This window comes from Streptomyces sp. NPDC029674, from assembly GCF_044903205.1.
Taxonomy (GTDB): Bacteria; Actinomycetota; Actinomycetes; order Streptomycetales; family Streptomycetaceae; genus Streptomyces.
On the sequence record NZ_JBJDPY010000002.1, the window covers coordinates 96269 to 118677 of the forward strand.

Annotated in this window: 19 protein-coding genes and 2 pseudogenes; 9 read left to right on the top strand and 12 right to left on the bottom strand. The window is 73.6% G+C overall.

Annotated features, from left to right (window positions below; translation table 11 throughout):
• Positions 1-138 precede the first annotated feature (138 nt).
• A complete protein-coding gene (locus tag ACI2L3_RS04350; protein ID WP_404750794.1) occupies positions 139-690 on the top strand; it encodes an ATP-binding protein in 552 nt (183 codons plus the stop codon).
• Between the two features lie 62 nt (positions 691-752).
• On the opposite strand, the gene ACI2L3_RS04355 is transcribed toward ACI2L3_RS04350, so the two are convergent.
• From ACI2L3_RS04355 to rpmG, 5 genes are all read right to left on the bottom strand, one after another.
• The gene (locus ACI2L3_RS04355; RefSeq protein ID WP_223775964.1) at positions 753-992 is read right to left on the bottom strand and encodes a DUF397 domain-containing protein; all 240 of its coding nucleotides are present in this window, start codon (positions 990-992) and stop codon (positions 753-755) included.
• 331 nt (positions 993-1323) lie between these two features.
• Positions 1324-1560: a 30S ribosomal protein S18 gene (gene rpsR, locus ACI2L3_RS04360; protein ID WP_404750795.1), complete on the bottom strand. Its 237-nt coding sequence runs from the start codon at positions 1558-1560 to the stop codon at positions 1324-1326.
• A gap of 3 nt (positions 1561-1563) precedes the next feature.
• Positions 1564-2694, bottom strand: a complete 1131-nt coding sequence (locus tag ACI2L3_RS04365) for a CobW family GTP-binding protein (RefSeq protein ID WP_404750796.1) — start codon at positions 2692-2694, stop codon at positions 1564-1566.
• A gap of 218 nt (positions 2695-2912) precedes the next feature.
• On the bottom strand, positions 2913-3173 hold the full coding sequence (locus ACI2L3_RS04370) for a type B 50S ribosomal protein L31 (protein ID WP_404750797.1): 261 nt from the start codon (positions 3171-3173) through the stop codon (positions 2913-2915).
• A 5-nt stretch (positions 3174-3178) separates the two neighbouring features.
• Positions 3179-3343, bottom strand: a complete 165-nt coding sequence (gene rpmG / locus ACI2L3_RS04375; protein ID WP_362997281.1) for a 50S ribosomal protein L33 — start codon at positions 3341-3343, stop codon at positions 3179-3181.
• A gap of 82 nt (positions 3344-3425) precedes the next feature.
• On the opposite strand from rpmG, the gene rpmB reads away from it, so the two are divergent.
• The 3 genes from rpmB to ACI2L3_RS04390 all read left to right on the top strand — a co-directional run bounded on the left by rpmB (position 3426) and on the right by ACI2L3_RS04390 (position 4593).
• Entirely contained in the window at positions 3426-3662 is a 237-nt protein-coding gene (gene rpmB / locus ACI2L3_RS04380) for a 50S ribosomal protein L28 (RefSeq protein WP_055568530.1), read from the top strand.
• On the top strand, positions 3662-3967 hold the full coding sequence (gene rpsN, locus ACI2L3_RS04385) for a 30S ribosomal protein S14 (protein ID WP_404750798.1): 306 nt from the start codon (positions 3662-3664) through the stop codon (positions 3965-3967). The genes rpmB and rpsN overlap by 1 nt, the downstream gene beginning before the upstream one ends.
• 104 nt (positions 3968-4071) lie before the next feature.
• Entirely contained in the window at positions 4072-4593 is a 522-nt protein-coding gene (locus tag ACI2L3_RS04390) for a hypothetical protein (protein ID WP_404750799.1), read from the top strand.
• Positions 4594-4668: 75 nt separating this feature from the next.
• On the opposite strand, the gene ACI2L3_RS04395 is transcribed toward ACI2L3_RS04390, so the two are convergent.
• Both ACI2L3_RS04395 and ACI2L3_RS04400 read right to left on the bottom strand, forming a co-directional pair.
• The gene (locus ACI2L3_RS04395; protein ID WP_404750800.1) at positions 4669-7440 is read right to left on the bottom strand and encodes an FUSC family protein; all 2772 of its coding nucleotides are present in this window, start codon (positions 7438-7440) and stop codon (positions 4669-4671) included.
• Positions 7441-7492: 52 nt separating this feature from the next.
• Positions 7493-8725 (bottom strand): DUF2786 domain-containing protein, encoded by a 1233-nt coding sequence (locus tag ACI2L3_RS04400; protein WP_404750801.1) that lies wholly within the window; start codon positions 8723-8725, stop codon positions 7493-7495.
• Positions 8726-9346: 621 nt separating this feature from the next.
• Here ACI2L3_RS04400 and ACI2L3_RS04405 point away from each other — a divergent pair.
• Both ACI2L3_RS04405 and ACI2L3_RS04410 read left to right on the top strand, forming a co-directional pair.
• A complete protein-coding gene (locus tag ACI2L3_RS04405) occupies positions 9347-10105 on the top strand; it encodes an ABC transporter ATP-binding protein (protein ID WP_404750802.1) in 759 nt (252 codons plus the stop codon).
• The gene (locus tag ACI2L3_RS04410) at positions 10105-12354 is read left to right on the top strand and encodes an FtsX-like permease family protein (protein ID WP_404751319.1); all 2250 of its coding nucleotides are present in this window, start codon (positions 10105-10107) and stop codon (positions 12352-12354) included. The genes ACI2L3_RS04405 and ACI2L3_RS04410 overlap by 1 nt, the downstream gene beginning before the upstream one ends.
• Here the strand turns inward: ACI2L3_RS04410 and ACI2L3_RS04415 are convergent.
• Complete coding sequence (locus ACI2L3_RS04415) at positions 12329-13171, bottom strand: nitrilase-related carbon-nitrogen hydrolase (RefSeq protein WP_404750803.1); 843 nt, start codon at positions 13169-13171, stop codon at positions 12329-12331. The genes ACI2L3_RS04410 and ACI2L3_RS04415 overlap by 26 nt on opposite strands.
• A gap of 86 nt (positions 13172-13257) precedes the next feature.
• On the opposite strand from ACI2L3_RS04415, the gene ACI2L3_RS04420 reads away from it, so the two are divergent.
• Positions 13258-14979 (top strand): bifunctional 3'-5' exonuclease/DNA polymerase, encoded by a 1722-nt coding sequence (locus ACI2L3_RS04420; protein WP_404750804.1) that lies wholly within the window; start codon positions 13258-13260, stop codon positions 14977-14979.
• Positions 14980-15016: 37 nt separating this feature from the next.
• Here the strand turns inward: ACI2L3_RS04420 and ACI2L3_RS04425 are convergent, their stop codons facing one another.
• Positions 15017-17257 (bottom strand): tetratricopeptide repeat protein, encoded by a 2241-nt coding sequence (locus ACI2L3_RS04425; protein WP_404751320.1) that lies wholly within the window; start codon positions 17255-17257, stop codon positions 15017-15019.
• On the opposite strand from ACI2L3_RS04425, the pseudogene ACI2L3_RS04430 reads away from it, so the two are divergent.
• A pseudogene (locus ACI2L3_RS04430) lies at positions 17237-17308 on the top strand (hypothetical protein); the annotation flags it as partial. The gene ACI2L3_RS04425 and the pseudogene ACI2L3_RS04430 overlap by 21 nt on opposite strands.
• Before the next feature lie 162 nt (positions 17309-17470).
• On the opposite strand, the pseudogene ACI2L3_RS04435 reads toward ACI2L3_RS04430, so the two are convergent.
• The 3 genes and pseudogenes from ACI2L3_RS04435 to ACI2L3_RS04445 form a co-directional block, all read right to left on the bottom strand.
• Positions 17471-18364: pseudogene (locus ACI2L3_RS04435) on the bottom strand (BTAD domain-containing putative transcriptional regulator); the annotation flags it as partial.
• A gap of 214 nt (positions 18365-18578) precedes the next feature.
• Entirely contained in the window at positions 18579-20570 is a 1992-nt protein-coding gene (locus tag ACI2L3_RS04440; RefSeq protein ID WP_404750805.1) for an ATP-binding protein, read from the bottom strand.
• Entirely contained in the window at positions 20560-21342 is a 783-nt protein-coding gene (locus ACI2L3_RS04445; protein WP_404750806.1) for a response regulator transcription factor, read from the bottom strand. The genes ACI2L3_RS04440 and ACI2L3_RS04445 overlap by 11 nt, the downstream gene beginning before the upstream one ends.
• A 223-nt stretch (positions 21343-21565) precedes the next feature.
• Here ACI2L3_RS04445 and ACI2L3_RS04450 point away from each other — a divergent pair, with 223 nt between their 5' ends.
• Positions 21566-22387 carry an alpha/beta fold hydrolase gene (locus ACI2L3_RS04450; protein ID WP_404750807.1) on the top strand — a complete coding sequence of 274 codons (822 nt, stop codon included), beginning with the start codon at positions 21566-21568 and terminating at the stop codon, positions 22385-22387.
• The last annotated feature ends 22 nt before the right edge of the window (positions 22388-22409 follow it).

Consider the following 22409-nt stretch of genomic DNA (forward strand, 5'->3'; position numbering starts at 1 on the left):
CTGCCCTTGCATCTGCTGTGCGCATTCGGAACCATGGTCCGCGCGCCACTGCTGTACCGACCGCGTACCACCGCACCATCGGCGACCGACCGCGCCACCGCTCCATCGCTATGACCGCGAAACCGGGGAGTGCCTCGCATGGGGACGAATGGATCGACCATGCTCGAGCCGTTAAGGCAGGGGCTACCTCCGATCGACCCCTCCGCGGTCTCCGACGCGGCGTCCGTCGCCCTCCCCGCCCGCTACGAAGCGGTGGGCAGCGCACGGAAGTTCACCCGGAACACGCTCGGCCAGTGGGACCTCGACGAGAGGTTCGACGACATCGCGCTCGTCGTCTCCGAACTCGTCACCAACGCGCTGCGGCACGCGCTGCCGGCGGACACGCCGCGCGAGACGCGGGACCTCATCGACCCCTGCGACCCTCGCGGTCCTCATGACCCTCGCGGCCCCCGCAGCCCGGAGGAGCCGCCCGTGCGGCTGCATCTGATGCGCTGGGCGACGCGGCTGGTGTGCGCGGTGCGCGACCCCAGCGACGACAGTCCGGTCACGCGCGACACCGACGACGACTTCTCGGCGGAGTCCGGCCGTGGCCTGTTCCTGGTGGACTCCTTCAGCGACAGCTGGGGCTGGCACCCGCTCGCCGGCGCGCTGCGCGGCAAGGTGGTCTGGGCGCTGTTCCGCCTGAGTTAGGGCCTGAGCCGAGGCCCGAGTCAGGGCCTGAGCTATGCCCTGCGTTGCGGGGAGTGCGTGCGTCAGCCGCCTATCAGGTGGTCGAACTCCCCGTCCTTCATCCCCAGCAGCATCGCCTCGATCTCGGCGCGCGTATAGACGAGCGCCGGGCCGTCCGGGAAGCGCGAGTTGCGTACGGCGACGTCGCCGCCCGGCAGCTTCGCGAACTCCACGCACGAGCCCTGCGAGTTGCTGTGCCTGCTCTTCTGCCAGACGACCCCGTGAAGCTCCGTGGCCGCCATGCCGTTAAACGCGTGGTGCACAGGTCGCTCCCCGGGTGGTGCGGTGCCGTGAGTGGCTCTAGATGCAGTGGTCAACTGTCCCGGATCATAGCTGTGTTCACATGCGGATGCATGGGCAGATGCACGTGCACGCGGGGTGTTCCTCTGATTACAGCCCTGTCGGTACGTCGTCAGCCGGTCGGCACCTCGTAAGCCGGTCGGCACCTCGCACAGGAAGAGACGCATGCCGCGCCCTTCCTGTTCCCTCGGATTCCCTCGGACACGAGACCGGCCTCCTGCGGCACCCTGGGGTGCCGGCAGGAGGCCGGTGCGGGGAGAGAGGGGCGGTGCGGGGAGAGAGGGGCAGTGACCGTCAGCGAGGCGTCCCGTACGGCAGGAGCGCCATCTCGCGGGCGTTCTTGATCGCCGCGGCGATCTGCCGCTGCTGCTGGGCCGTCACACGCGTGACCCTGCGGCTGCGGATCTTGCCCCGGTCCGAGATGAACTTCCGGAGCAGTTCCGTGTCCTTGTAGTCGACGTACGTGATCCCGGCCTGGTCCAGGGGGTTGGGCTTCGGCTTCTGCGGGCGCGGGGGCTTGCGCGGGGACAAGGGTCAGACCTCCAGGAGGGTGTCGAAGGCGGGGGGCAGGTTTTTCCAGGCGTCGCGCCCGGCGGCGTACTCCTCGTCCGTCAGCAGGCAGGACTCCAGGACCTCTTCGAGCCCGTCGCGGTCCAGGCCCGGCGAGGTGAACACCAGGTGGTTGCAGCAGTCGCCGTGGACCGGGTGCCAGTCGAGGGCGGCGGCAGCGCGGCGCACCGGCGGGACCATCTCCCACGCGGCGTCCGGCAGCGAGGCCAGCCACGGCCCGGCGCTCTCGACGCAGAGCGCGCCGCCCGCCGCGTCCCAGCCGAGCAGCGTGTCCGGATGGTCGGCCAGCCAGAACCGGCCGCGGCTGCGGGCGGCCGCGCAGGTCAGATCCTCCAACGCGTCGTAGAGCCGCTCCGGGTGGAACGGCCGCTCCCGGTGCCATACGAGGGTGGAGACCCCGCACGCGTCCGCCTCGGTCGGCAACAGCGCGCAGGCCGGGTGCTGCGCCGCCGCGGCGGCCTCGACGTCGAATCCACCGAGCGCGGCGCGGGCCAGGTCACCCTGTCCGATGAGCACCTGGCGGGCGGTCGGGTGGAGCTGGGCGAGCAGGGCGCGGTCCTCGTCGTCGGCCTCCGGGGAGTCGGTGACGGCGAGGACGGGCGCGTACTCCAGCTGGCGCGCCCAGGTGTCGGCGACGGTGCGCTGGTCGGTGGGGGCCGCGGCGAGGCCGGCCTCCATGAGGTCGTCCCCGTTGCCGAGGCAGGGCAGGAGCAGGGCGGGGTCGACCGCCGTGACCACGCCGCTGAGCACGAGCCCGTCGCCGCCGTGCGCGGCGACGACCTCGGCCATCGCCTTCGGCTCGACCGAGTCCCACAGCTCGACGACCGCGAGCCGGGTGAGCCCCGCGTCCGCGAGCCGGTCCAGCTCCGGCACGAGATCCTCGCGGAGCGCGCAGCACGCACAGTCGTTGACCAGCGGGGCGTCACCGGTGGAGAGCACGCCGGTGGCATCGCGGACCGTGCGGACGACGGTGCCCGCCACGGCGGTCGACAGGTCGTGGTGCAGGGCCACGCTGCCGGGGACGGTGGCGAGCAGATCGTCGACGGCGGCCTTGCGGGCGGCGGCGTGGATGCCGGCGATGATCACGACGTCCATACGGGGGGTCTCCTCGCTCCTCGAGGGGTCACCCTGGGGCTGCGGGGGCGTGTCCTCGGATCTTGGGGGTGCGGGCTCGGCCTGCGGGTGTGATCCCTCAGTTCGCTGGGGCGCCTCGTCGTCCTGGCGGGGCGCTCCCTCGTCGTTCCGGCGGGGCGCCCCAGCGTCATTCCGGCGGGGCGCCCCGTCCGCTCGCGAGGGGCGGTCCGGACCCCGCATCAGCGCTTGCCGAAGCGGCGTTCGAAGCGCTCGACGCGGCCTGCCGTGTCCAGTACGCGGGCCGTGCCCGTGTAGAAGGGGTGGCTCGCGGACGAGATCTCGACGTCGATGACGGGGTACGTACGGCCGTCCTCCCACTCGACCGTCTTCCCGCTGGCCGAGGTCGAACCGGCGAGGGTCGAACGGGTGAGGAAGGCGAAGCCGGCGGCCTTGTCGCGGAAGACGACGGGGCCGTAGGGCGGGTGGATGTCCTTGCGCATGGCGGTCAGCGCTCCTCTCGGAAGTCGACGTGGCGTCCTGCCATCGGGTCGTACTTGCGCAGCGTGAGGCGGTCGGGGTCGTTACGGCGGTTCTTGCGGGTCACGTAGGTGTAGCCGGTTCCCGCCGTGGAGCGGAGTTTGATGACGGGGCGGTGTTCGGTGCGGGCCATGTGGCTAGTATATGAAAATGACTCCCGTTTTCAACTGGGGCTCATGTCCATCCGCTTTCCGTCTACCGAGAGGTGCGTCACCTTGTCCGCCCACTGCCAGCTGACCGGCGCGGAACCCCGCTTCGGCAACAACATCTCCCACTCCCACCGGCGGACATCCCGCCGCTTCGACCCCAACGTCCAGCGCAAGCGGTACTGGCTGCCGAGCGAGGGCCGGTACGTGCGGCTGCGGCTCAGCACGAAGGGGATCAAGACCGTCGACAGCATCGGGATCGAGGCGGCCGTCGCCAGGATCCGTGCGCGTGGAGTGAGGATCTGATGGCCAAGAAGAGCAAGATCGCGAAGAACGAGCGGCGGCGCGAGATCGTCGCGCGGTACGCCGCGCGACGGGCCGAGCTGAAGGAGATCATCCGCCACCCCGGCACGGGGGACGAGGAACGAGCCGCCGCGCAACGGGAGTTGGCCCGCCAGCCGCGTGACGCCAGCGCGACGCGCGTACGCAACCGGGACAGCGTCGACGGGCGCCCGCGCGGATACGTGGGGGCGTTCGGGCTGTCGAGGGTGAAGCTGCGTGAGCAAGCGCACGCCGGCTATCTCCCCGGTGTGCGCAAATCCTCCTGGTAGCTTGGCGCGCGATTTGGCCGGATCATGACCCGGCTCCGGCAACGCGAGGTCCTTCAGGGGGAGTTCGAGTGCGTACGTACGTCCGTAGTGTCCGTGGGGGTGCCGTGGGTGCCGTGGGTGCCGCGGTGGGCTGTCTGGTCGCTGTGCTCGTGTTGTCGGGGTGCGGGAGTGACGGGGACGGGGGCGGCGGCGGCGGAAAGAAGGATCGCGGGGCGGCTGATTCGAGCTCTTCCGGATCGAGCTCTTCCGGATCGAGCTCTTCCGGTGGGGCTGCCGGGTCCGGTGGCTCGGAGGGCAAGAGCGGCAGCCTGGAAGGTACGTGGATCGCCACGGCCGACGGGAAGCCGCTCGCCCTCGCCGTCACCGGCAAGACGGCGACCCTGCTCGGCGAGGACGTGCTGTGCAACGGCACCACGGGCGGCGGGACGGCATCCCGGACGATCGAGCTCACGTGCCCGAAGGGGAACTCCGACCGCACGACGGGGCGCGTCGAGTCCGTGGACGGCAAGTCGATGAAGGTCGCCTGGGAGGGCGCAGGCAAGAACGAGTTCAAGGACGAGTTCCTGAAGACGCGGGGCGGCAAGCTGCCGGACGGTCTGCCTACGGCGGGAGTGCCGCAGCCCTGACCCTCCCCCTCATATCTGCTGCGGCATAGCTGCTGGGCGAGCGCGAGCCGTCCGCCAAGGGCCGCGGGCTCCGGTCTATCCAGGACCGGGATCCCGCGGCCCGTCGGCGTCCGGCCCCGGCCCTGGCCGCTTCGTGGCCGAGCCGTCCACCAGCATCGGCGGGGGCTCCGTGTCCAGGGCGTCGGACAGTTCGTCCAGGGTGTCCAGGAGGAGGCCCGCTCCCCTGCGGACCACTCGGTCGGGGACGCCCTCGCCGTCCCACTCCTCCAGAGCCGTACGGACCGCGTCCCACCTGGGTACGCGGCGTTCGCGCACCGCCTTCGCGCCCTGCTCCGTCGACTTGCGCAGCGCCTCGGCGAGGCGGGCGGCCGCGGGCACGGGGGCGTCGCCGCGCTCCGGCAGATGCGCCTCCATCAGCATGGCGACGCGGCCGAGCTGGGCGAGCGCCTCCTCCGCGTCGGCGGCCGCTGCGCGGGAGAGGCCGCGGTGGCGCACGGGCTCGTTCTCGGCCCGGTGCACCGCTTCCTGCCAGGCGACGCGGGCGTCGCGGGCGGCGAGCAGGGCCTCGCGGACGTCGGGGCAGGCCTTGCCCGCCGGGTTGGCGTAGTGGTCGACGACCGCGGCGGCGTAACGACCGTCCGCGATCAGCCAGTCGGCGAGGCGGGTGCGGAGGCGGGGGGTCTCCCAGGCGGGGTACACCGCGTACGCGATCATCGCGAGGATGCCGCCCAGCAGTGTCAGGAGCACGCGCTCCGGGACGGTCTGCGTCCACTGCTGGCCGCCCATGCCGAGCAGGAACACGACGTACGCGGCCACGCAGGCCTGCGCCGCCACCTGGCCGGTGCGCATCAGCAGGTACATCAGCCCGGCGCAGACCACGGCGAGCGCGGCGGACAGCCCCGTGCCGGGGTGGGCCAGCTGGACGAGGCCCGTGGCGAGGGCGACGCCGACGAGGGTGCCGCCGAAGCGGGCGACGGCGCGGGAGTACGTCTGGGAGAAGTCCGGGCGCATCACCATGACCGAGGCCATGGGCGCCCAGTACCCGTGCCCGAAGGGCAGCCAGTGCCCCAGCAGATACCCCGCGGCAGCCACCGCCGTGACCCGGATCGCATGCCGCGTCACCGGCGAATCGTGCCTGAAGTCGGCCCGCACGGCACGAAGAGCGGCAGGCACGAGCGCGAAGAGGCTGGGGCGGAGCAGGGGGTTGGGGTGGGGGTGAGGGTTGGGGTGGGGGTGAGGGTTGGGGTGGGGGTGGGTGGCGGATTTGGGGGTGGGTTGGGGGCCGGATTGGGGGGTGGAGTGGGAGGTGGGGTGGGGGCCGGATTGGGGGGCGGAGGTGGGGTGGGGGTCGGGCCGGGGTGCGGACTGGGAGGTGGGCTGGCCGTCGGGCTGGGGGGCGGGCCGGGCGTCAGGCCGGAGGTCGGACTGGGGGGCGGACCGGGTCTCGGACTCGGGGTCGGACCGGAGGCCGGACTGGCTGTCGGACCGGAGGTCGGACTGGGGGGCGGGCCGGGGCTCGGACTCGGGGTCGGACCGGAGGCCGGACTGGCTGTCGGACCGGAGGCCGGGCTGGGTGGTGGGCCGGGGCTCGGACCCGGGGTCGGACCGAAGGCCGGACTGGCTGTCGGACCGAAAGCCGGACTGGGTGGTGGGCCAGGATTCGGCTCCGGGGTCGGGGCGGGCCTCGGGCGGGAGATCGGACCGGTCCTGGGACGGGAGATCGGGCCGGGCGTCGGACCGGGGCACGGGCTGGGTGTCAGGCCTGGGGGCGGGGCCGGTGGTGGTGGGGTCGGGGTCGGGAGGGGGGTGGAGGGTGCCGGCGTTGTCGGCGTTGCCGGCGTTGTCGGCGTTGCCGGCGTTGTCGGCGTTGCCCGCTGTTTCCAGGACGTCTTTCAGGAGGGCCGCCAGGCGGGTTGCCGCTCGGTGGGCCGGGCCGGTGAGGATCGCGCCTGTGTCGGGGGTTCTCAGGGTGGCCAGGGCCGCCGGGGGGAGCTGGACCGGGGCGCCGTGGCGGATCGCGCGGGCCGCCGCGTCCAGGATCGCGCCCGCCGCGCCGAGGAGTTCGCGGACCCTGTCCCGCTCCCTGCCCTCCGGCGGCACGCCGACCGCCGGATCCGCGAGGGAGGCCAGGACCGGACGGATGCGTTCGGCGACTCCGCGCGCGCCGTGGAGTTCGGCCGGTCGGGTGCGGGCCTGGCGCGGGGTGATCGTCGCCGCGTCGCGGGCCGCCATCAAGGGCTCCGGGTCGAAGGGGGCCACCGGGTCGTGGCGGAGTCTGCGTGCGTAGTCCGCCTCGGCGGCCAGGGCGTCGGCGAGCGCGTCCCGGTGGGCGCCCCATCTGCGTACCGGAAAGAGGATCACCAGGGCCGCCTGGACGCAGCCGCCGACGATCATCATCGCCGCGTGGACCGCCGCGGCGGCGACCGAGGTGGGGATCGTGACCGTCACCAGCATGATCGCGACGTTGGACGACGCGATGATGCCGACCGTGGGGCCCGCCGCCCAGCTCAGCCCGGCCAGGAAGGTCCAGAGGCAGAGCAGGGCGAGGAAGAGGAGCGTGTGGGAGCCGGTGAGGTAGCCGAGGAAGGTCGAGACGGCGAGGCTGGTGCCGGAGGCGAGGGCGAGTTCCGGGCGGGGGCGCCAACTGCGCTGGAACGTGGCGATCGCCGCCTGGAACGCCCCGAAAGCCGAGCTCGCCGCCACCGCCGGACCGAACAGCGTGAGGCTGACGCCGATGACGATCGCCAGGCCGGCGGCGCCGCGCAGGGCGACCAGCGGTTCGAGGCGTTTGCGCTCGACGGTCAGACCCGAGCGAGCTGTCTCTTTCAGCGCGCGGAGCCAGGTCACTCTGTGATGATACGGGGCATATGCGAATCACCTCAGGTTTGCCTCGGCCGGCTCACGGCAGCGCCCGGCCCCCGCCATGGTCATGGCCGTGGCCGCCGCCGCGGCCGCGGAGCCCCACGTGGGCCCGGTCCGCTGCCGCTGTGCCGTGGTTCCAGCCCTCGGCGTCCGTCACGCCGCGCACCCGTGTCGTGGTCGTCTCGGGGAACATCTGCTCGACATGGTCGGTGACGGCGACGTCGCGCGCGGCCAGTACGGGGAGCAGGGAGGCGGCGCCCATGCCGGTGTCCGCGTCCGTGCCCGTGCCCGTGTCCCGGGCGGCCTCCCGGGCCGCTTCCGTCACCGCGTGTTCGCCCGCCGCGGCCAGGCGTCCACCGATGCGGTGCGCGTACGCCATCAAGAAGGCCTGCCGGAACGTCTTCGTACGCTTACGGCCCGCCGCGCGCTGGCCTGCCTCCGCCTTGGTCATCGCCGCGGTGCCCTGTACGAGCAGCGAGGTGTAGAGGAGCTCGACCGACTCCAGGTCGGGCTCGAAGCCGACGACGGTCGAGAAGCCGTACGCCTCGTTCCACACCGCCCGGCAGTGGTTCGCGGCGGCGACGGCGTCGAGCAGGATCGCCTTCGCCGTCTCGTACGGGGCGTCCACGCCGACACGGCAGGCCGCCGGTACGTCCTTCGCATGCGTACGGGCCGCGAGCAGCGCCTCGTCGAGCGAGTGCCTGGCCATCAGCTCCTGCGCCTTGGCGGTGAGCGCCTCGGCCTCCTCCGGGTAGCCGGTCGCCTCCGCCTTCGCGAGGAGGGCGCGGATACGGGTCAGCGTGCGGGGCTCGCCCTTGACCGGGCCGGGGACGGTGTCGCCGGGGGGCGGGCCCGCCGGTTCGAGCGGGGGGAGGCGGAGCAGGAGGCGGTACAGCTGGAGGTGGGTGGTGGCCCTGGTGAAACGGTCCTGGCCCCGGGTGGCGGCCCCGCCCTCGTCCTCGGCGGGGCCGAGGTCCGCCAGCTGGGCCGGCCAGCGGGGCGGGAGGTGGGCGTAGCGGCTGGTCTCGGTGCGGATGAGGGATGCGGTCAGGCGTACGTGCGGGTCGTCCAGGTCGCGGCGGACGACGCGGACGACGTCCGCGGGCTGCCAGCCGTGCCGCCACGCGCGGCTCAGGTACTCCTCGCCGCGGCGGCGCAGGTCGGCGTCCGCCTCGGGTGCGGCCGCCAGGAGCGACGCGCCGGTGTCCAGGCCTTCGTCCCCGTCGCCGTACAACGCCGCCGCGAACGCACTGTCGATCACCGAGTCCATGGGGCAAGGGTATGGGGGCAGGTGGGGCTGTAACTGGGGCGGGGCGCTTCGCGTCCGGCTGTGGGGCTGGGGTGCTTGGGCGGGTGCGGGTCGCGCCTATTGCCCGGCTCGGGGGCGGGGGCGCGGGGGCATGTGCGTACTCGCTATCCCTGCGTCACGCCTCAAGTCCAAAGACGCCAGAGTTCGCTCGGTGCTCCGTTCGCACATACCCCCACACCCCCTTGGGCGCGCGAGCGCCTGCGACCCGGTGGGGGCTCCCGCCCTTGCCCCTACCTGGCAGCTGCGTCGCGGGGTGCACGGGCGGGTGGGTGGGATACATCCGCCGCGAAGCGGCGGGCTAGTCGCCCCTACCCCCGCAGGACGTCGCGGGGTGAACGGGCGGGTGGGTGGGATACATCCGCCGCGAAGCGGCGGGCTTGGTGCTCCTACCCCCGCAGGACGGCGCAGGGCAAACGGGCGGGCGGGTGGGAGGTATCCGCCGCGGAGCGGCGGGACAGTTGTCCTGCCCCGACGGGACGTCGCAGCGCACCCACCCGGGCGACAGAAGGTATGGCCAGCCCTACCCCCATGACGCCCACCAGAGGGCGTGTCCCCCGGGGCGCCCGCCGATTGGGTAGAGGCATGAACGAATCCGCCGTACGCCTCTCCGGAGTCCGCCGTCTCTACGGCGAGGTCACCGCCCTCGACGACGTGAACCTCGACATCCGCACCGGCACCTTCACCGCCGTCATGGGCCCCTCCGGCTCCGGCAAGTCCACACTGCTGCAGTGCGCCGCAGGCCTCGACCGACCGACGTCCGGAACCGTCGAGGTGGGCGGCACCGTACTGACGGGGCTGAGCGAGCGCCGACTGACGATGCTGCGACGGCAGCGGATCGGATTCGTCTTCCAGGCCTTCAACCTGCTGCCCTCACTGACCGCCGCCCAGAACGTCGCCCTCCCCCTGCGCCTGGCGGGCCGCAGGGTCTCGCGCACGGAGATCCGCGACGCCCTCGCGAGGGTCGGCCTCGCGGACCGCGCCCGGCACCGGCCCGGCGAGTTGTCGGGCGGGCAGCAGCAGCGGGTCGCGCTCGCGCGGGCGCTGGTCAGCCGGCCCGCCGTCCTCTTCGGCGACGAGCCGACGGGAGCACTGGACACGATGACGAGCCGTCAAGTGCTGTCGCTATTAAGGGGTTTGGTGGACGACGAGCGGCAGACCGTCGTGATGGTCACCCATGACCCCGTGGCCGCCTCTTACGCGGACCGGGTCGTGTTCCTGGTCGACGGACGGGTGGCGAGCGAACTGCGGGCGCCGGACGCCGGCGAGGTGGCGTCGGCGATGGCGGGCCTCGAAGCGGCGGAAGCGGCAGAGGCGGCAGAGGCGACGGAGGCGGCCGCGTGATGATCTTCCTCGCCTCCCTCCGAGCCCGCTGGACCAGTCTCCTGGGGGCCTTCGTGGCCGTCACCCTCGGCGTCGGGCTCACCGCCTCCATGGCGCTTGGCCTCGACGCGAGCCTCTCCGCACCGGAACGGGCGCCCGTGCGGTTCGCCGGGTGGCCCGTCGTGGTCGCGGGCCAGGACACACTGACGGTTCCGGTCCGGCGCGGCCCGGACGTCACGTACGTATCGAAGCCGCTCGCTCATCCACAGCCTGTGGATATCGAACTGCTACGCGAGCTACGGCGGCTCGGACCCGTACGGCTCGACGGGGACGAACGGGACGCCGTCGGCGTCGACGCCCCCGCCCGGGCCGTACGCGAAGTCGTCGGCGAACGGGCCCGCGTCCTCACCGGCGACGACCGCCGCCAGGTGGACCCCGGCACCGCCCGGGACGCCGAATCACTGGTGGCCGTCAACTCCTTCCTCGGCACGGCGGGCGGTGTGGCCGCGTTTGTGTCGGTTTTCGTCACCGCGTCGACGTTCGCCTTCGTGGTGGCGCTGCGGCGGCGGGAGTTCGGGCTGCTGCGGATGGCCGGGGCGACGCCTGGGCAGGTGCGCAGGCAGCTCTTGGGCGAGGCGCTCGCGGTGGGCGTCGTGGCGTCCGTCGCCGGGTGCGTGCTGGGGGCGTGGGGCGGGCCGTTGCAGGCCGAGGCGCTGGTGCGGGCGGGGATCGCACCGGACTGGTTCGCGGTGGGCGAGGGCGCGGAGAGGGGAGCGGGGGGACTCACGGCGGCGGGGGGACTCACCGGAACGTGGGCCGGGTGGTTCTCGTGGCCCTTTCAGCTCGCCTTCTGGACCGGTCTGCTCGTCTCGTTCTCCGGAGCCTGGGCCGCGTCGCGGCGGGCCGGCCGCGTCTCCCCCGTCGAGGCGCTGCGCGACGCGTCCGTGGACAGCGGCGTCATGCCGTGGAGCCGGCGGATCGTGGGCGGGGTGCTGCTCGCCTGTGGTCTCGGGCTGCTGGTCCGCACCCTGGGCACGGACCCGTCCGCGCTCCTGAAGCGCAAGACGTACACGGTCCAGCCGATGATCCTGATCACCGCGGCCGCCGCGCTCGCACCCCTTCTCGTACGTCCCGTCGTCCGCGCCATCCGGCTGCCCGGCGCCGTCGGGCTCCTCGTCCGCGAGAACGCCACCGCCTCCGTACGCCGCACCGCCGCCGTCGCGGCACCCGTCCTGGTCAGCGTCGCCCTCGCGGGCAGCCTGCTCGGCTCGGCGCAGACGGTGAGCGCGGCGAAGGCGGCGGAGGCGGAGCGGGTGTCCCGTTCCCAACTGGTCGCGTCGGGGGACCGGTTGAAGCCGGTCCAGGTCTCGGAGGTGCCGGGGGCCGCCGCCCTCTCCCCCTCCGCCTCCACCGCCGTGTTCGTACGCGAGGAAGGCAGCGCCCTCGTCCGGACCGACGCGCGGGCGGTGGTCGATCCGGCGGCGCTGGCGGCGACGTCGCGGCTGCCGGTGATCGCCGGTGACGTACGCGACCTGGACGACCGGTCGATCGTCGTCAACGAGGAGTGGGAGCGGCACCGGGTCGGCGAGCGGGTCGCCGTCCGGCTCGGCGACGGGCGGCCCGCGCGGTTGCGGATCGTGGCGGTCCTCGCGCGCGGGACGGGGGACAACGGCGCGTATGTCACCAGGGCCAACGCGCGATCCGCCCCGGTCGACCGGATCGATGTACGCCTGAAGACGGGAAGGACAGGGACGACGGGCGCGGACCGGGGCGCGGCGGCCGCCGCGCTGGCGGCCCGCAGCGGTGGCGAGGTGCGCACGGCCGCCGAGTGGCTGGCCGCGACCCACCCGCACACCAAGGCCCAGACGCGCCTCGGCCTCCTCATGCTGCTCGGCATCTCCCTCCTCTACACGGGCATCTCGCTCGCGAGCACGCTGCTCATGGCCACGTCCGTACGCCGCACGGAACTGCGCTCGCTGCGCCTCGCGGGCGCCACGCACGGACAGGTGCGGCTGGTCGTCGCCGGCGAGGCGCTGGTGGCCGTCGCGGCAGGCTCCCTCCTCGGCCTCGCCGTCACGGCGATCAACCTGACCGGCCTCTCCACCGGCCTCGCGCTCCTGTCGGTCCCGGCGGGGGTGGCGGTGCCGTGGGGGGAGGTCGGGGTGAGTGTGGGTGTGTGTGCGGGGGTGGCGGTGTCGGCTGCGGTGGCGGGGGTGCGGAAGGGCACCCCGACCGCCCCTTCCCTCAGCTGTCGCCGCCCTCGTCGATGAGGCGTCGTACCTCGCGGTCGACCAGGCCGAGGCGCGCCTCGGCGACCAGCGGTACCGCGCGGCGCTGGCGGCGTGCCTCGTGTACGTCGATGTCGACCGTCACCAGCCCCGGCTCCCACTTCGGCGCCTGCGCGACGACCGTGCCGCGCGGGTCGACGACGCGGGAACCGCCCCAGAACGAGGCGCCGTTCTCGTTGCCGACCCGGTTCACGAAGACGACCCAGCACTGGAGCATGCGGGCGGTGTACGACAGCAGCGTGTCCCAGTACAGGCCGGTGTCCATGGCCTCCGGGTCCAGGCTGGCCGCGCTGTTCGTCGGTACGAGGATGACCTCGGCGCCGTCCTGCACGGCGAGCCACGGGAGCGCGGGCTGCCACGCGTCGTTGCAGATGAGGGTGGCGGCGCGGCCGTGCTCGCGGGGCAGGTCGTACGCGCGCAGGTGCTGGCCCGGGCTGACGTGCTTGCGTTCCTCCCAGGCCAGGTAGTTCGGGAGGTACAGCTTCCGGTGGACGTGCAGGAGCCGGCCCGCCGAGAAGTACGCCGCCGTGTTGTACGCGCGCAGGCTCGTGTGCTCGTGGAGGCCGACCAGGACGTCCGGGCCGCCGGGCTCCGTCAGGCCGAGCAGCCGGGGGTCGTCCGTCGTGATCGACGCGTCCCTCTTCAGGCCGCCCAGGTGATAGCCGTGCAGGCTCAGCTCGGGGAAGACGACGAGGTCGGCGCCCTGGGTGGCGGCCTGGGCCGCCTGTTTCCGCGCGGTCTCCAGGTTCTGCTCGACCTCACCCAGCGCGCAGTCCGTCTGTGCCAGCGCCACTCGCATGCGGCGAGCCTTCCAGCACGGCCCGCACGCCGCACCCGGGAGGCGACCGACAGGGCGATGTCAGTGCCGGGTGCGATGCTCGGGGTATGGGTGAACGGTGGGTAGTGGCCGCTGTCGAGGGAGGAGCCGCGGAGCTCGTCCGCCTCGGCGACGACGGCCTGCCCGCGGGGGACGTCGTCCGCGAGCCCGACCTGGCCGAAGCCGTCCGGAAGCGCCCGGAGGCGGACCGCTGGGTCTGGCGGTCCACCGCCGCCGTCTACCCCCGCCTGCTCGCCGCGGGCGTCCGCGTCCCCCGCTGCTACGACATCGAAGCCGCCGAGCTCCTCCTCCTCGGCCACGAGGGCCGCCTCGGCGAGCCCCGTTCCGCCGCGGCCGCCCTGGCCCGCCTCCGCAACACTCCCGTGCCGCCCGATCCCCCGCCCCGCGCCGCCGAGCCCGGCACCCAGGACTCCCTCTTCGAGCCCCGCCCCGGCGGCATCGACGTATCCCTGCCGGACCTCGCGGCCGTATACGCCGATCAGCAGCGAAGACACGACGCGACCGCCCACCCGGGCCGCATGCGCCTGCTCACCGCGTCCGAGTCGGCCGGCATGCTCGTGGCCGCCGAGATGAACGCCGCGGGTCTGCCCTGGCGCGCCGACGTCCACCGCGCGCTCCTCGACGAACTGCTCGGCGAGCGGTACGCGGGCCGTGGCGAGCCCCGCCGCCTCGCCGAGCTGGCCGACGAGGTGTCCGGCGCGTTCGGCCGCCGCGTCCGGCCGGATCTTGCCGCGGACGTCGTCAAGGCCTTCGCCCAGGCCGGCATCAGGGTGAAGTCGACGCGGCGCTGGGAGCTCGAGGGAATCGACCACCCCGCGGTGCGGCCCCTCCTCGAGTACAAGAAGCTGTACCGCATCTGGACGGCCCACGGCTGGAGCTGGCTCCAGGACTGGGTGCACGACGGCCGGTTCCGACCCGAGTACACGCCGGGCGGCTCGGTCAGCGGCCGCTGGACGACCAACGGCGGCGGCGCGCTGCAGATCCCGAAGGTGATCCGCAGGGCCGTCGTCGCCGACCCCGGCTGGCGGCTCGTCGTCGCCGACGCCGACCAGATGGAGCCGAGGGTCCTCGCCGCGATCTCCCGCGACCGGGGCCTGATGGAGGTGGCGGGCAGCGAGGAGGACCTGTACACGCGCCTCTCCGACCGCGCGTTCTCCGGCGACCGCGAGCACGCGAAGATCGCGCTGCTCGGCGCGGTGTACGGGCAGACGTCGGGCGACGGCCTGAAGAACCTGGCGGCGCTGCGCCGCCGCTTCCCGCTGGCCGTGGCGTACGTCGACGACGCGGCGAAGGCGGGCGAGGAGGGCCGGCTCGTCCGGACCTGGCTGGGCCGGACGAGTCCGCCGGCGGCGGGCGCCGGGGAGGACGACGAGGCGGGCATCCCCCAGGAGGCCCCGCCGGCCGCCCCGGACGGCGGCACCGGACCCGCCTCGCCCGATGGCGAGTTCACCCCCGGATACGCCTCGACGAACGCCCGCGCCCGCGGCCGGTTCACCCGCAACTTCGTGGTGCAGGGCAGCGCGGCGGACTGGGCGCTGCTGATGCTGGCCGCGCTGCGCCGGTCGATCGCGGAGGGCGGGCTGCGGGCGCAGCTCGTGTTCTTCCAGCACGACGAGGTCATCGTGCACTGCCCCGCCGAGGAGGCGGAGACGGTGGCGCTCGCCGTGCGCGAGGCGGGGGACCTCGCGGGCCGGATCGCGTTCGGGGAGACACCGGTCCGGTTCCCCTTCACCACGGCTGTGGTGGAGTGCTACGCGGACGCGAAGTAGGGCGAGGCGGTGAAGCAGGACGGGACGCGAAGCAGCGCTACGCCGCCAGCAGCGCCCGTAGTTCGTCGGCCACCTTGCTGTCCGTGCCGTCCAGTGCGCGCAGCGCGGCGCGCCACTGCTCGTACGCCTCCTCGTCACGGCCCGCCGCACGGAGCAGGAGCCCGCGCTGGTGGCGCGCGAGACCCGTCATGTGGGTGTCGCCGCGCTGTTCGGCACGGTCGAGGAGGGCGGCGCACTCGCGGTTCGCGTCCACGGAGCGGGAGAGTCCGCGCAGGGCGCGGACCAGTCCGAGGCGGGCCTGGGACGCGCCGTGCCAGTCCTCGTACTCGCCGTGCAGGCGCAGGCTCTCCTTGAAGTGGCCGAGGGCGGCGGCCGGTTCGCCGAGGGTGAGGTGGGCGTAGCCGATGTTGCAGTGGGCGGACTGGCGGACGACGGCGTGCCCGATGGTCTCGCCGATCGCGAGGCTGCGTTCGTGGTGGGCGATGGCGGCGCGGGCGTCCGTGTGCTCGTAGAGGTTGCCGAGGTGGCTGAGGGTGATCGCCTCGCTGAGCGGGTCGCAGAGCTCCTGGGCGAGGTCGAGGCTCCGGTGGAGCGCCTCGGCGGATTCGGTGTGGCGACCCAGGCCTTCGAGGAGGAGCCCGCGGTTGTTGAGCCCGCGGCGTACGCAGGACACGATGCCGAGTGCGCGCCAGAGGACGAGGGCCTCGTCATTCAGGGCGAGCGCCTCGCTGCCGCGGCCGGACATGAAGCGCAGCCCCGCGAGATCGGTGAGGGCCTGGGCCTCGGCGGCGGTGTCGCCCTGCATGCGGGCGCGCTCCAGAGCGAGGGTGCCGAGTACGGCCAACTCGGTGAGGCGGCCGCGGCGTTGGAGATACGGGAAGAGACAGCGGACCAGCACGGGCAGCAGACCGGCGGGGTCGTCGTGCCGCTCGGCCAGGGCGAGGACGTTGGCGAGTTCGGTGTCACCCCAGGTGAAGGCGGACTCCGCGGTCAGGGGCGGGCCGGCCGGGATGCTGCGGCCGGGGCGGACGAGGCGGGACTCGACGCCGCGCAGGCGGTCGGTCCGGTCGAGGCCCTCCGGCAGGATGGCCAGCAGGGTGCGGCGGGCGGACTCCGCGTACCAGCGGAAGGCCTCCTCGACGACGTCGGCGCCCGCCAGTTCCCCCTGCCCTGCGCCGGCGTCGGCGCCGGTCTCCGTGGCCGTCTCCCGGGCGAAGTCGCGTACGAGGTCGTGCGGGGCGTACCGGCCGTACGACGTCTCGTCGAGGAGTGCGACGTCGACGAGGCGGTCGAGGGCCGCGCCCGCGCGCAGTTCGTCGGTGCCCAGCAGGCGGGCCAGGAGCGGCACTCCGTACGTCGGCAGGTCGAGCGCGCCGATCCGGGCGAGGGCACGCGCCGCGTCGCGGTCGGCCTCGCGGTCCGAGGTGCGCAGGGCGTCGAGGGCGACGGCGAGCGAGCGGCGCACGCTCAGGTCGTCGTACTCCAGGTGGTGCAGGCGGCCGCCGCTGACGGTGAGGAGTTCCGCGAGGGCGTCCGGCGTGAGGGCGCGGCGTGCGGCGAGACGGGCGGCGACGATGCGCAGGGCGAGGGGGAGGCGGCCCGCGAGTTCGATCAAGGGGTGCCCGGCGTCGAGTCCGCCGCGGCCGGAGACGGCGCGCAGCAGCGCGGCACTGTCCCCGTCGGAGAGGGGCGCCAGCGGAAAACGCGCCGCACCGTCGAGCGCGGTCAGCGGCGAGCGGCTGGTGACGATGACCGCGCAGCCGGGTCCGGCGGGCAGCAGAGGCCGTACCTGCGCGGCCGTCGCCGCGTCGTCCAGGACCATGAGCATGCGGGTGTGCGCGAGCAGGGAACGCAGCAGGCCGCTTGCGCTGTCGTCCACTTCGGGCATGCGGGGACAGCCCGGTACGTCCGAGCCGTCCGGTACATCGGAGCCGTCCGGTCCGTCGGAGCCGTCCGGTCCGTCGGCGAGGCGCTCCGGTGCGGGGCGCGGCTCCGCGCCGAGGTCGCGGAGGAGCGCGGCGAGGGCCTGTCCCGGGGTGAGCGGGGCCATGCCCGGTGTCGCGCCGCGCAGGTTGACGTAGAGCTGCCCGTCCGGGAACTCGTCCCGCAACGCGTGCGCCACGTGCACGGCCAGCGCGCTCTTGCCGACACCCGCCATTCCGGAGACGACGGCGACGCGTGAGCCGCCGGCCAGGGCGAGCCGGAGGGAGCGTACGGTGGCGGCGCGGCCGGTGAAGTGGGCGGGGGCGGGGGGTAGTTGAGCGGGGCCGCCGGCCACCCCGCCGGGGCCCGACTCACTGGGACCCAGTTCACTGGCACTCAGTTCACTGGGAGCCGATTCGCTGGGGCCCGGTTCACTGGGACCCGGTCCACTGGGACCCGGTCCACTGGGACCCGGTCCACTGGGGCCCGGTCCACTGGGCGCAGCGGCGCCCACCCCCCTCACACCCTCCGACTCCCCCGCCCCCGAAGCCGTCCCCAGCACCTCCTGGTGTGCGTCACGCACCGCCGCGCCCGGTTCCACGCCGAGTTCCTCGATCAGTCTGCGGCGCAGTTCGCGGTGGACTGCGAGCGCCTCCGCCTGGCGGCCCGTGCGGTGGAGTACGAGCATCAGCTGGCGGTGGAAGGCCTCGCGGAGGGGGTGTTCCGCGACGAGGGCGGCGAGTTCCGGGGCGATCGACGCGAGCCGGGTGCCAGGAGCGTCGGGGGTGCCAGGGGTTTCCAGGGGGCCAACCGTGCCGAGTTCCAGTTCGGCGTCGTACCGCCATTGCAGGACGAGGAGACGCGCCTCTTCCAGGCGCGGTACGAGGGGGTGGCCGTCCAGCGAGTCAGGGAGGCCGCTCAACGGCGCCCCGCGCCACAGCGCGAGCGCGTCCGCGGCGAGGACGACGGTCCGCGCCCAGTCCCCCTCCGCGTGCGCGGCCCGCACCTGCGCCACCAGTCGCTCGAAGACGCGGACGTCCAACTCACCCTCGCCGACCCGGAGTCGGTACCCCGGCGGCACCGCGTGCAGCCGCTGCGGATCGTCGAGGAGGCGCCGCAGCCGTGTGACGTGGTTCTGGAGGGAGGCCTGCGCGGAGGCCGGCGGGAAGTCACCCCACAGGGCGTCCTTGAGGGCGCCGAGGGAGACGACCCGGTCGGGTTCGAGGAGGAGCGCGGCCAGCAGGGCGCGGCCCTTCGCGCTGCGTACGGGGTGCGGTTCGCCCTCGGCGTCGTACACGGCGGGCGCCCCGAGCAGACCGAACCGCAGCCTGCATCGCTCACTCACGCCGTCTCCCCGTGCCGTGTCGTGCCGTGCTGTGTCTTGCTGTGACGCGCCGTGCTGTGTCGTGCGGTGCCGTGCTGTGGCGTGCCGCCATGTCCGGCTGTGAGGGCCGTTGGCCACATGTTAGCGATCTGTTGGTGTGGCCTGATCTGATCGCTTCATCGGACCTGGCCCGCCGGTACTCGCGCACAGCGCGTAGCTCGGGGGAGTGTCGCCGCCGCGGCTGGGTCCGGAGGCAGAGAAAGCCCCGGTCGGCGGAGGTGACCGCCCGGGGCTTTCACCCTGCCCCCCCCTGTGCCTGGCCCCCCTCTCGGCCTCGCTGCCCGCCCGCGCGTTACGCCCCGGGCAGCCGCACCGTGAAGAGCGAACCCTTCCCCGGCACGCTCTCCGCATCCACCGTCCCGTCGTGCGCCTCGACCAGCTTCCGCACGATCGACAGGCCGAGACCGCTGCCACCCGTCGCCCGCGTCCGCGACTTGTCGGCGCGCCAGAAGCGGTCGAAGACGTGCGCCAGGTCGGCGGGCGCGATGCCGGTGCCCGTGTCGGCGACTTCGATGAGCACCGCGTCGGACGTGGTGCGGCAGCTGATGCGGACGCTGCCGCCTTCGGGGGTGTGGCGTACGGCGTTGGAGACGAGGTTGCCGATCGCCTGGCGCAGCCGCAGCGGGTCGGCCGTCACCCACGGGTCCCCGAACACGGTGGCCCTGAGCTTCACCCCGGCCGTGTCCGCCCGCGCCTGGTGCGCCGCCGCCACCTGCTCGGCGATCTCGGCGGCGCGCACCGGCTCGCGGTGCAGCCGAAGCGTACCGGCGTCGGCGGCCGCCAGATCCTGCAGGTCGTCGACGATGTGCTGGAGCAGCAGGGCCTCTTCGAGGAGCGAGGTGACCAGTTCGGGATCGGTGTCGACGACACCGTCCTCCGCCGCCTCCAGCCAGCCGCGAATGTTGGACAGCGGGGTGCGCAGTTCGTGCGCGACGTCGCTCACCATGGCCTTGCGCTGTTCCTCCAGCGCCTTGCGGTGGGCCGCCATGTCGTTGAAGGCGGCGGCGAGTTGGTGGATCTCACCCGCGGAACGGGTGACCCGCGCGGGGACCGGCTCGTCCGGCTCGCCCGCCTTCATGCGCCGCGCCGCGGTGGTGAGCGCGCGCAGCGGCCGGGTGAGCCGGGCAGCGGCGAGCGCGGTGACACCGACCGTGACGGCGAGGACGGCCGCGGCGAGCCCGGCCAGGCGGATGGTGTTGGCCCGGGAGAGGCTGAAGCCGGGCGTGCTGCGCGTGCCGTCGGAGCTGGTGATGAAGAGCAGCGCGGGCGAGGAGACGTACGGGCCGAGTTGCTCGCGGCGCGCGGTGTCGACGCAGGACGTGACGGCGGCTGCGGTCGGATCCCCCACAGCAGGCTCACCCGCGACCGGCTCACCCTCGGCCGGGTCGCCCGCGGGCCGGTCACCCGCAGTCGGCTCGGGGTAGGCGGGGGAGAGGCCGGAGGCGGGATCGGGGGCACGGCCGGGGGCGGGTGAAGGGTCGATCGGCGGGGTCTCGCGGGGCACCACGGGCACCGCCGTCGGAGCGGCGCCGATCGGCTTCGGACCTGACCGCGCGGTCAGGTCGAGGCTGATCGGTACGGGGGCGAGTCCGCGCCGCCTCATGCAGGCGTCGGCAAGGGAGTTGAGCTTGTCGAGGGCCTTCTGCTCGTGCGCGGTGGGCACGTCGAGCAGGCTCATGCGGCAGCGCGAGTCCATGAACTCGCCCGAGTGGTAGTCGAGTCGGACGAAGGGACGGCCACCGGTCCCGGGCACAACTGTGGGGCTCATGCCGAGCTCCGTCAGGCAGGCCGCGCTCCGGTCGGCGGCCTCCTTCAGGGCCCTGCGCTCCTGCTCGGGGAGGCGGTAGGGGCCGACCGCGCGCGGGTCGATGCGGTCGGCCGCCGTGTCCTCGTCCACGCGACCCGGTGCGAGCCTCGCGTCCACGGAGAGGGGATCGAGCACGGCGGACGCCGTCGGGGGCAGGGAGGTGCGGCGGGACGCCGAGTCCGCGATGACCTTGTGGTCCTGGGTGGTCAGGGCGATACGGCGGCCGGTCTGCCGGGACAGTTCGCGGACCGCCTCGTCGGCGCCCCGCCACTCCGGGGCGCTCGCGCCGACGCCGAGGAGCCTGTCGTAGATGCGGGCGTCATCGGCGAGGACCTGCCCCTGCTCCTGCCGCAGCGCGCCGGACGTGGTCTGCGCCGCGAGCCACGCGGTGGCGGCGATCGAGCCGATGGAGACCAGTACGGACACGGCGAGGAGCCGGGCCAGCAGACTCTTACGAAGCGGAACGTCACGCACCACGCGGCGCCGCCACCCCAGCCCCAGCCCCAGCCCCAGCGCCCGCACCCGCACCCGCACCCGCACCCGTCAGCTTGTATCCCACCCCGAAGACCGTCACCAGCCGCTCGGGACGGCGCGGGTCGGTTTCGATCTTCTTGCGCAGATTGAGGACGTGCACGTCGACCGTGCGGGCGGATATGTAGCCGGACGAGCCGTGGATGCGGTCGAGGAGCTGCGGCCGGGTGAAGACCCGGTCCGGCTCCTCGGCGAGCGCGGTGAGCAGGTCGAACTCGCCCGGCGTGCAGTCCACGTGGCGCCCCTCGACCGTCACCTCGTGCCGCAGCGGGTCGACGACGAGGCCGCCGACGCGCAGGATCCGCCGGTCGGCGTCGGGCAGCGGCGGCCGGATGCCGCCCGCGCGGCGCAGCAGTGTCCGTACCCGGGCCATCAGCTCGCGCGGACTGTACGGCTTGGTGAGGTAGTCATCGGCGCCCGTGTCGAGGCCCGCGAGCAGGTCGTCCTCCGTGGTGCGGGCGGTCAGCATCAGGACCGGCAGCCGTGTCAGCTCGGCCGACCCGTTCTCGTCCCGCAGGAGCCGGGTGACCTCCAGGCCGTCGGTGCCGGGCATCATCACGTCGAGGATCAGCAGGTCCGGCAGCCGGCGCCGCACCTCGGCGAGGGCGGCGGAACCGTCGTGGACGACGGTGACCGTGTGACCCTCGCGCTCCAGGTAGCGGCGGACCAGCTCGGCCTGTTTCTCGTCGTCCTCCGCGACCAGGACAAAAGCGCACATGGCGTTGAGGATAGGCATGCCGAGCCGGCTTCAGGCCGGGCAAACGGGATCCGGACAGCGGCCTGACAGGATGCTCATATGTGCCCGCAAGACTGGCGCGACCACGGAAACGCCCCCGGCCCCCGCCGGAGCGCTGCCCGCAACACCCACACCCACCGGCCCGGGCGGTGAGCGCCGCCCGTAACCCGTTGCCCCACCCGCCCCCCGCACTTAGCCTCCCCGCATGGCAACCGCACAGCTCAACGGGATCACCATCGGCTACGACGACACCGGCAGCGGCGCCGACGGCAACCCCGGCAGCCCACTCGTGCTCATCCACGGCCACCCCTTCGACCGCTCCATGTGGGCACCGCAGCGCACCGCCCTCGCCGCGACCCACCGTGTGATCACCCCGGACCTCCGCGGCTACGGCGCGTCCACCGTCGTCCCCGTCCCCAGCGGTGCCACCCGCATCACCGGCTTCCCGACCTTCGCCGAGGACATCGCCGCCCTCATGGATCACCTGCGCATACGGCAGTTCGCGCTGGGTGGTCTCTCCATGGGCGGCCAGATCGTGATGGAGTGCTACCGCCTCTTCCCGGAGCGCATCACCGGACTCCTCCTCGCGGACACCTTCCCCGCGGCCGAGACCCCGGACGGCAAGGTCTCCCGCAACTCCGCCGCCGACCGCCTCCTGGCCGAGGGCATGAAGGGGTACGCGGACGAGGTGCGGGACAAGATGGTGGCGCCGTACAACACGGAGGCGTCCGCGTACGTCCACCGCATGATGCTCGCCGCCCCGCCCGAGGGCGCGGCCGCCGCCCTGCGAGGCCGGGCCGAACGCCTGGACTACCGCGACCTGTTGACCCGCGTCGACGTCCCGTCGCTCGTCGTCGTGGGCCGCGACGACGCGTTCACACCGGTCTCCGACGCCGAGGCCATGCACGCCGCTCTCCCGGACTCCACCCTGCACATCGTCGAATCGGCGTCCCACATGCCGAACCTGGAACGCCCCGAAGAGTTCAACGCCGCGGTCCGTACGTGGCTGTCCCGCGTCACCCGATGACGACTCCCGCACCCACCGCCGA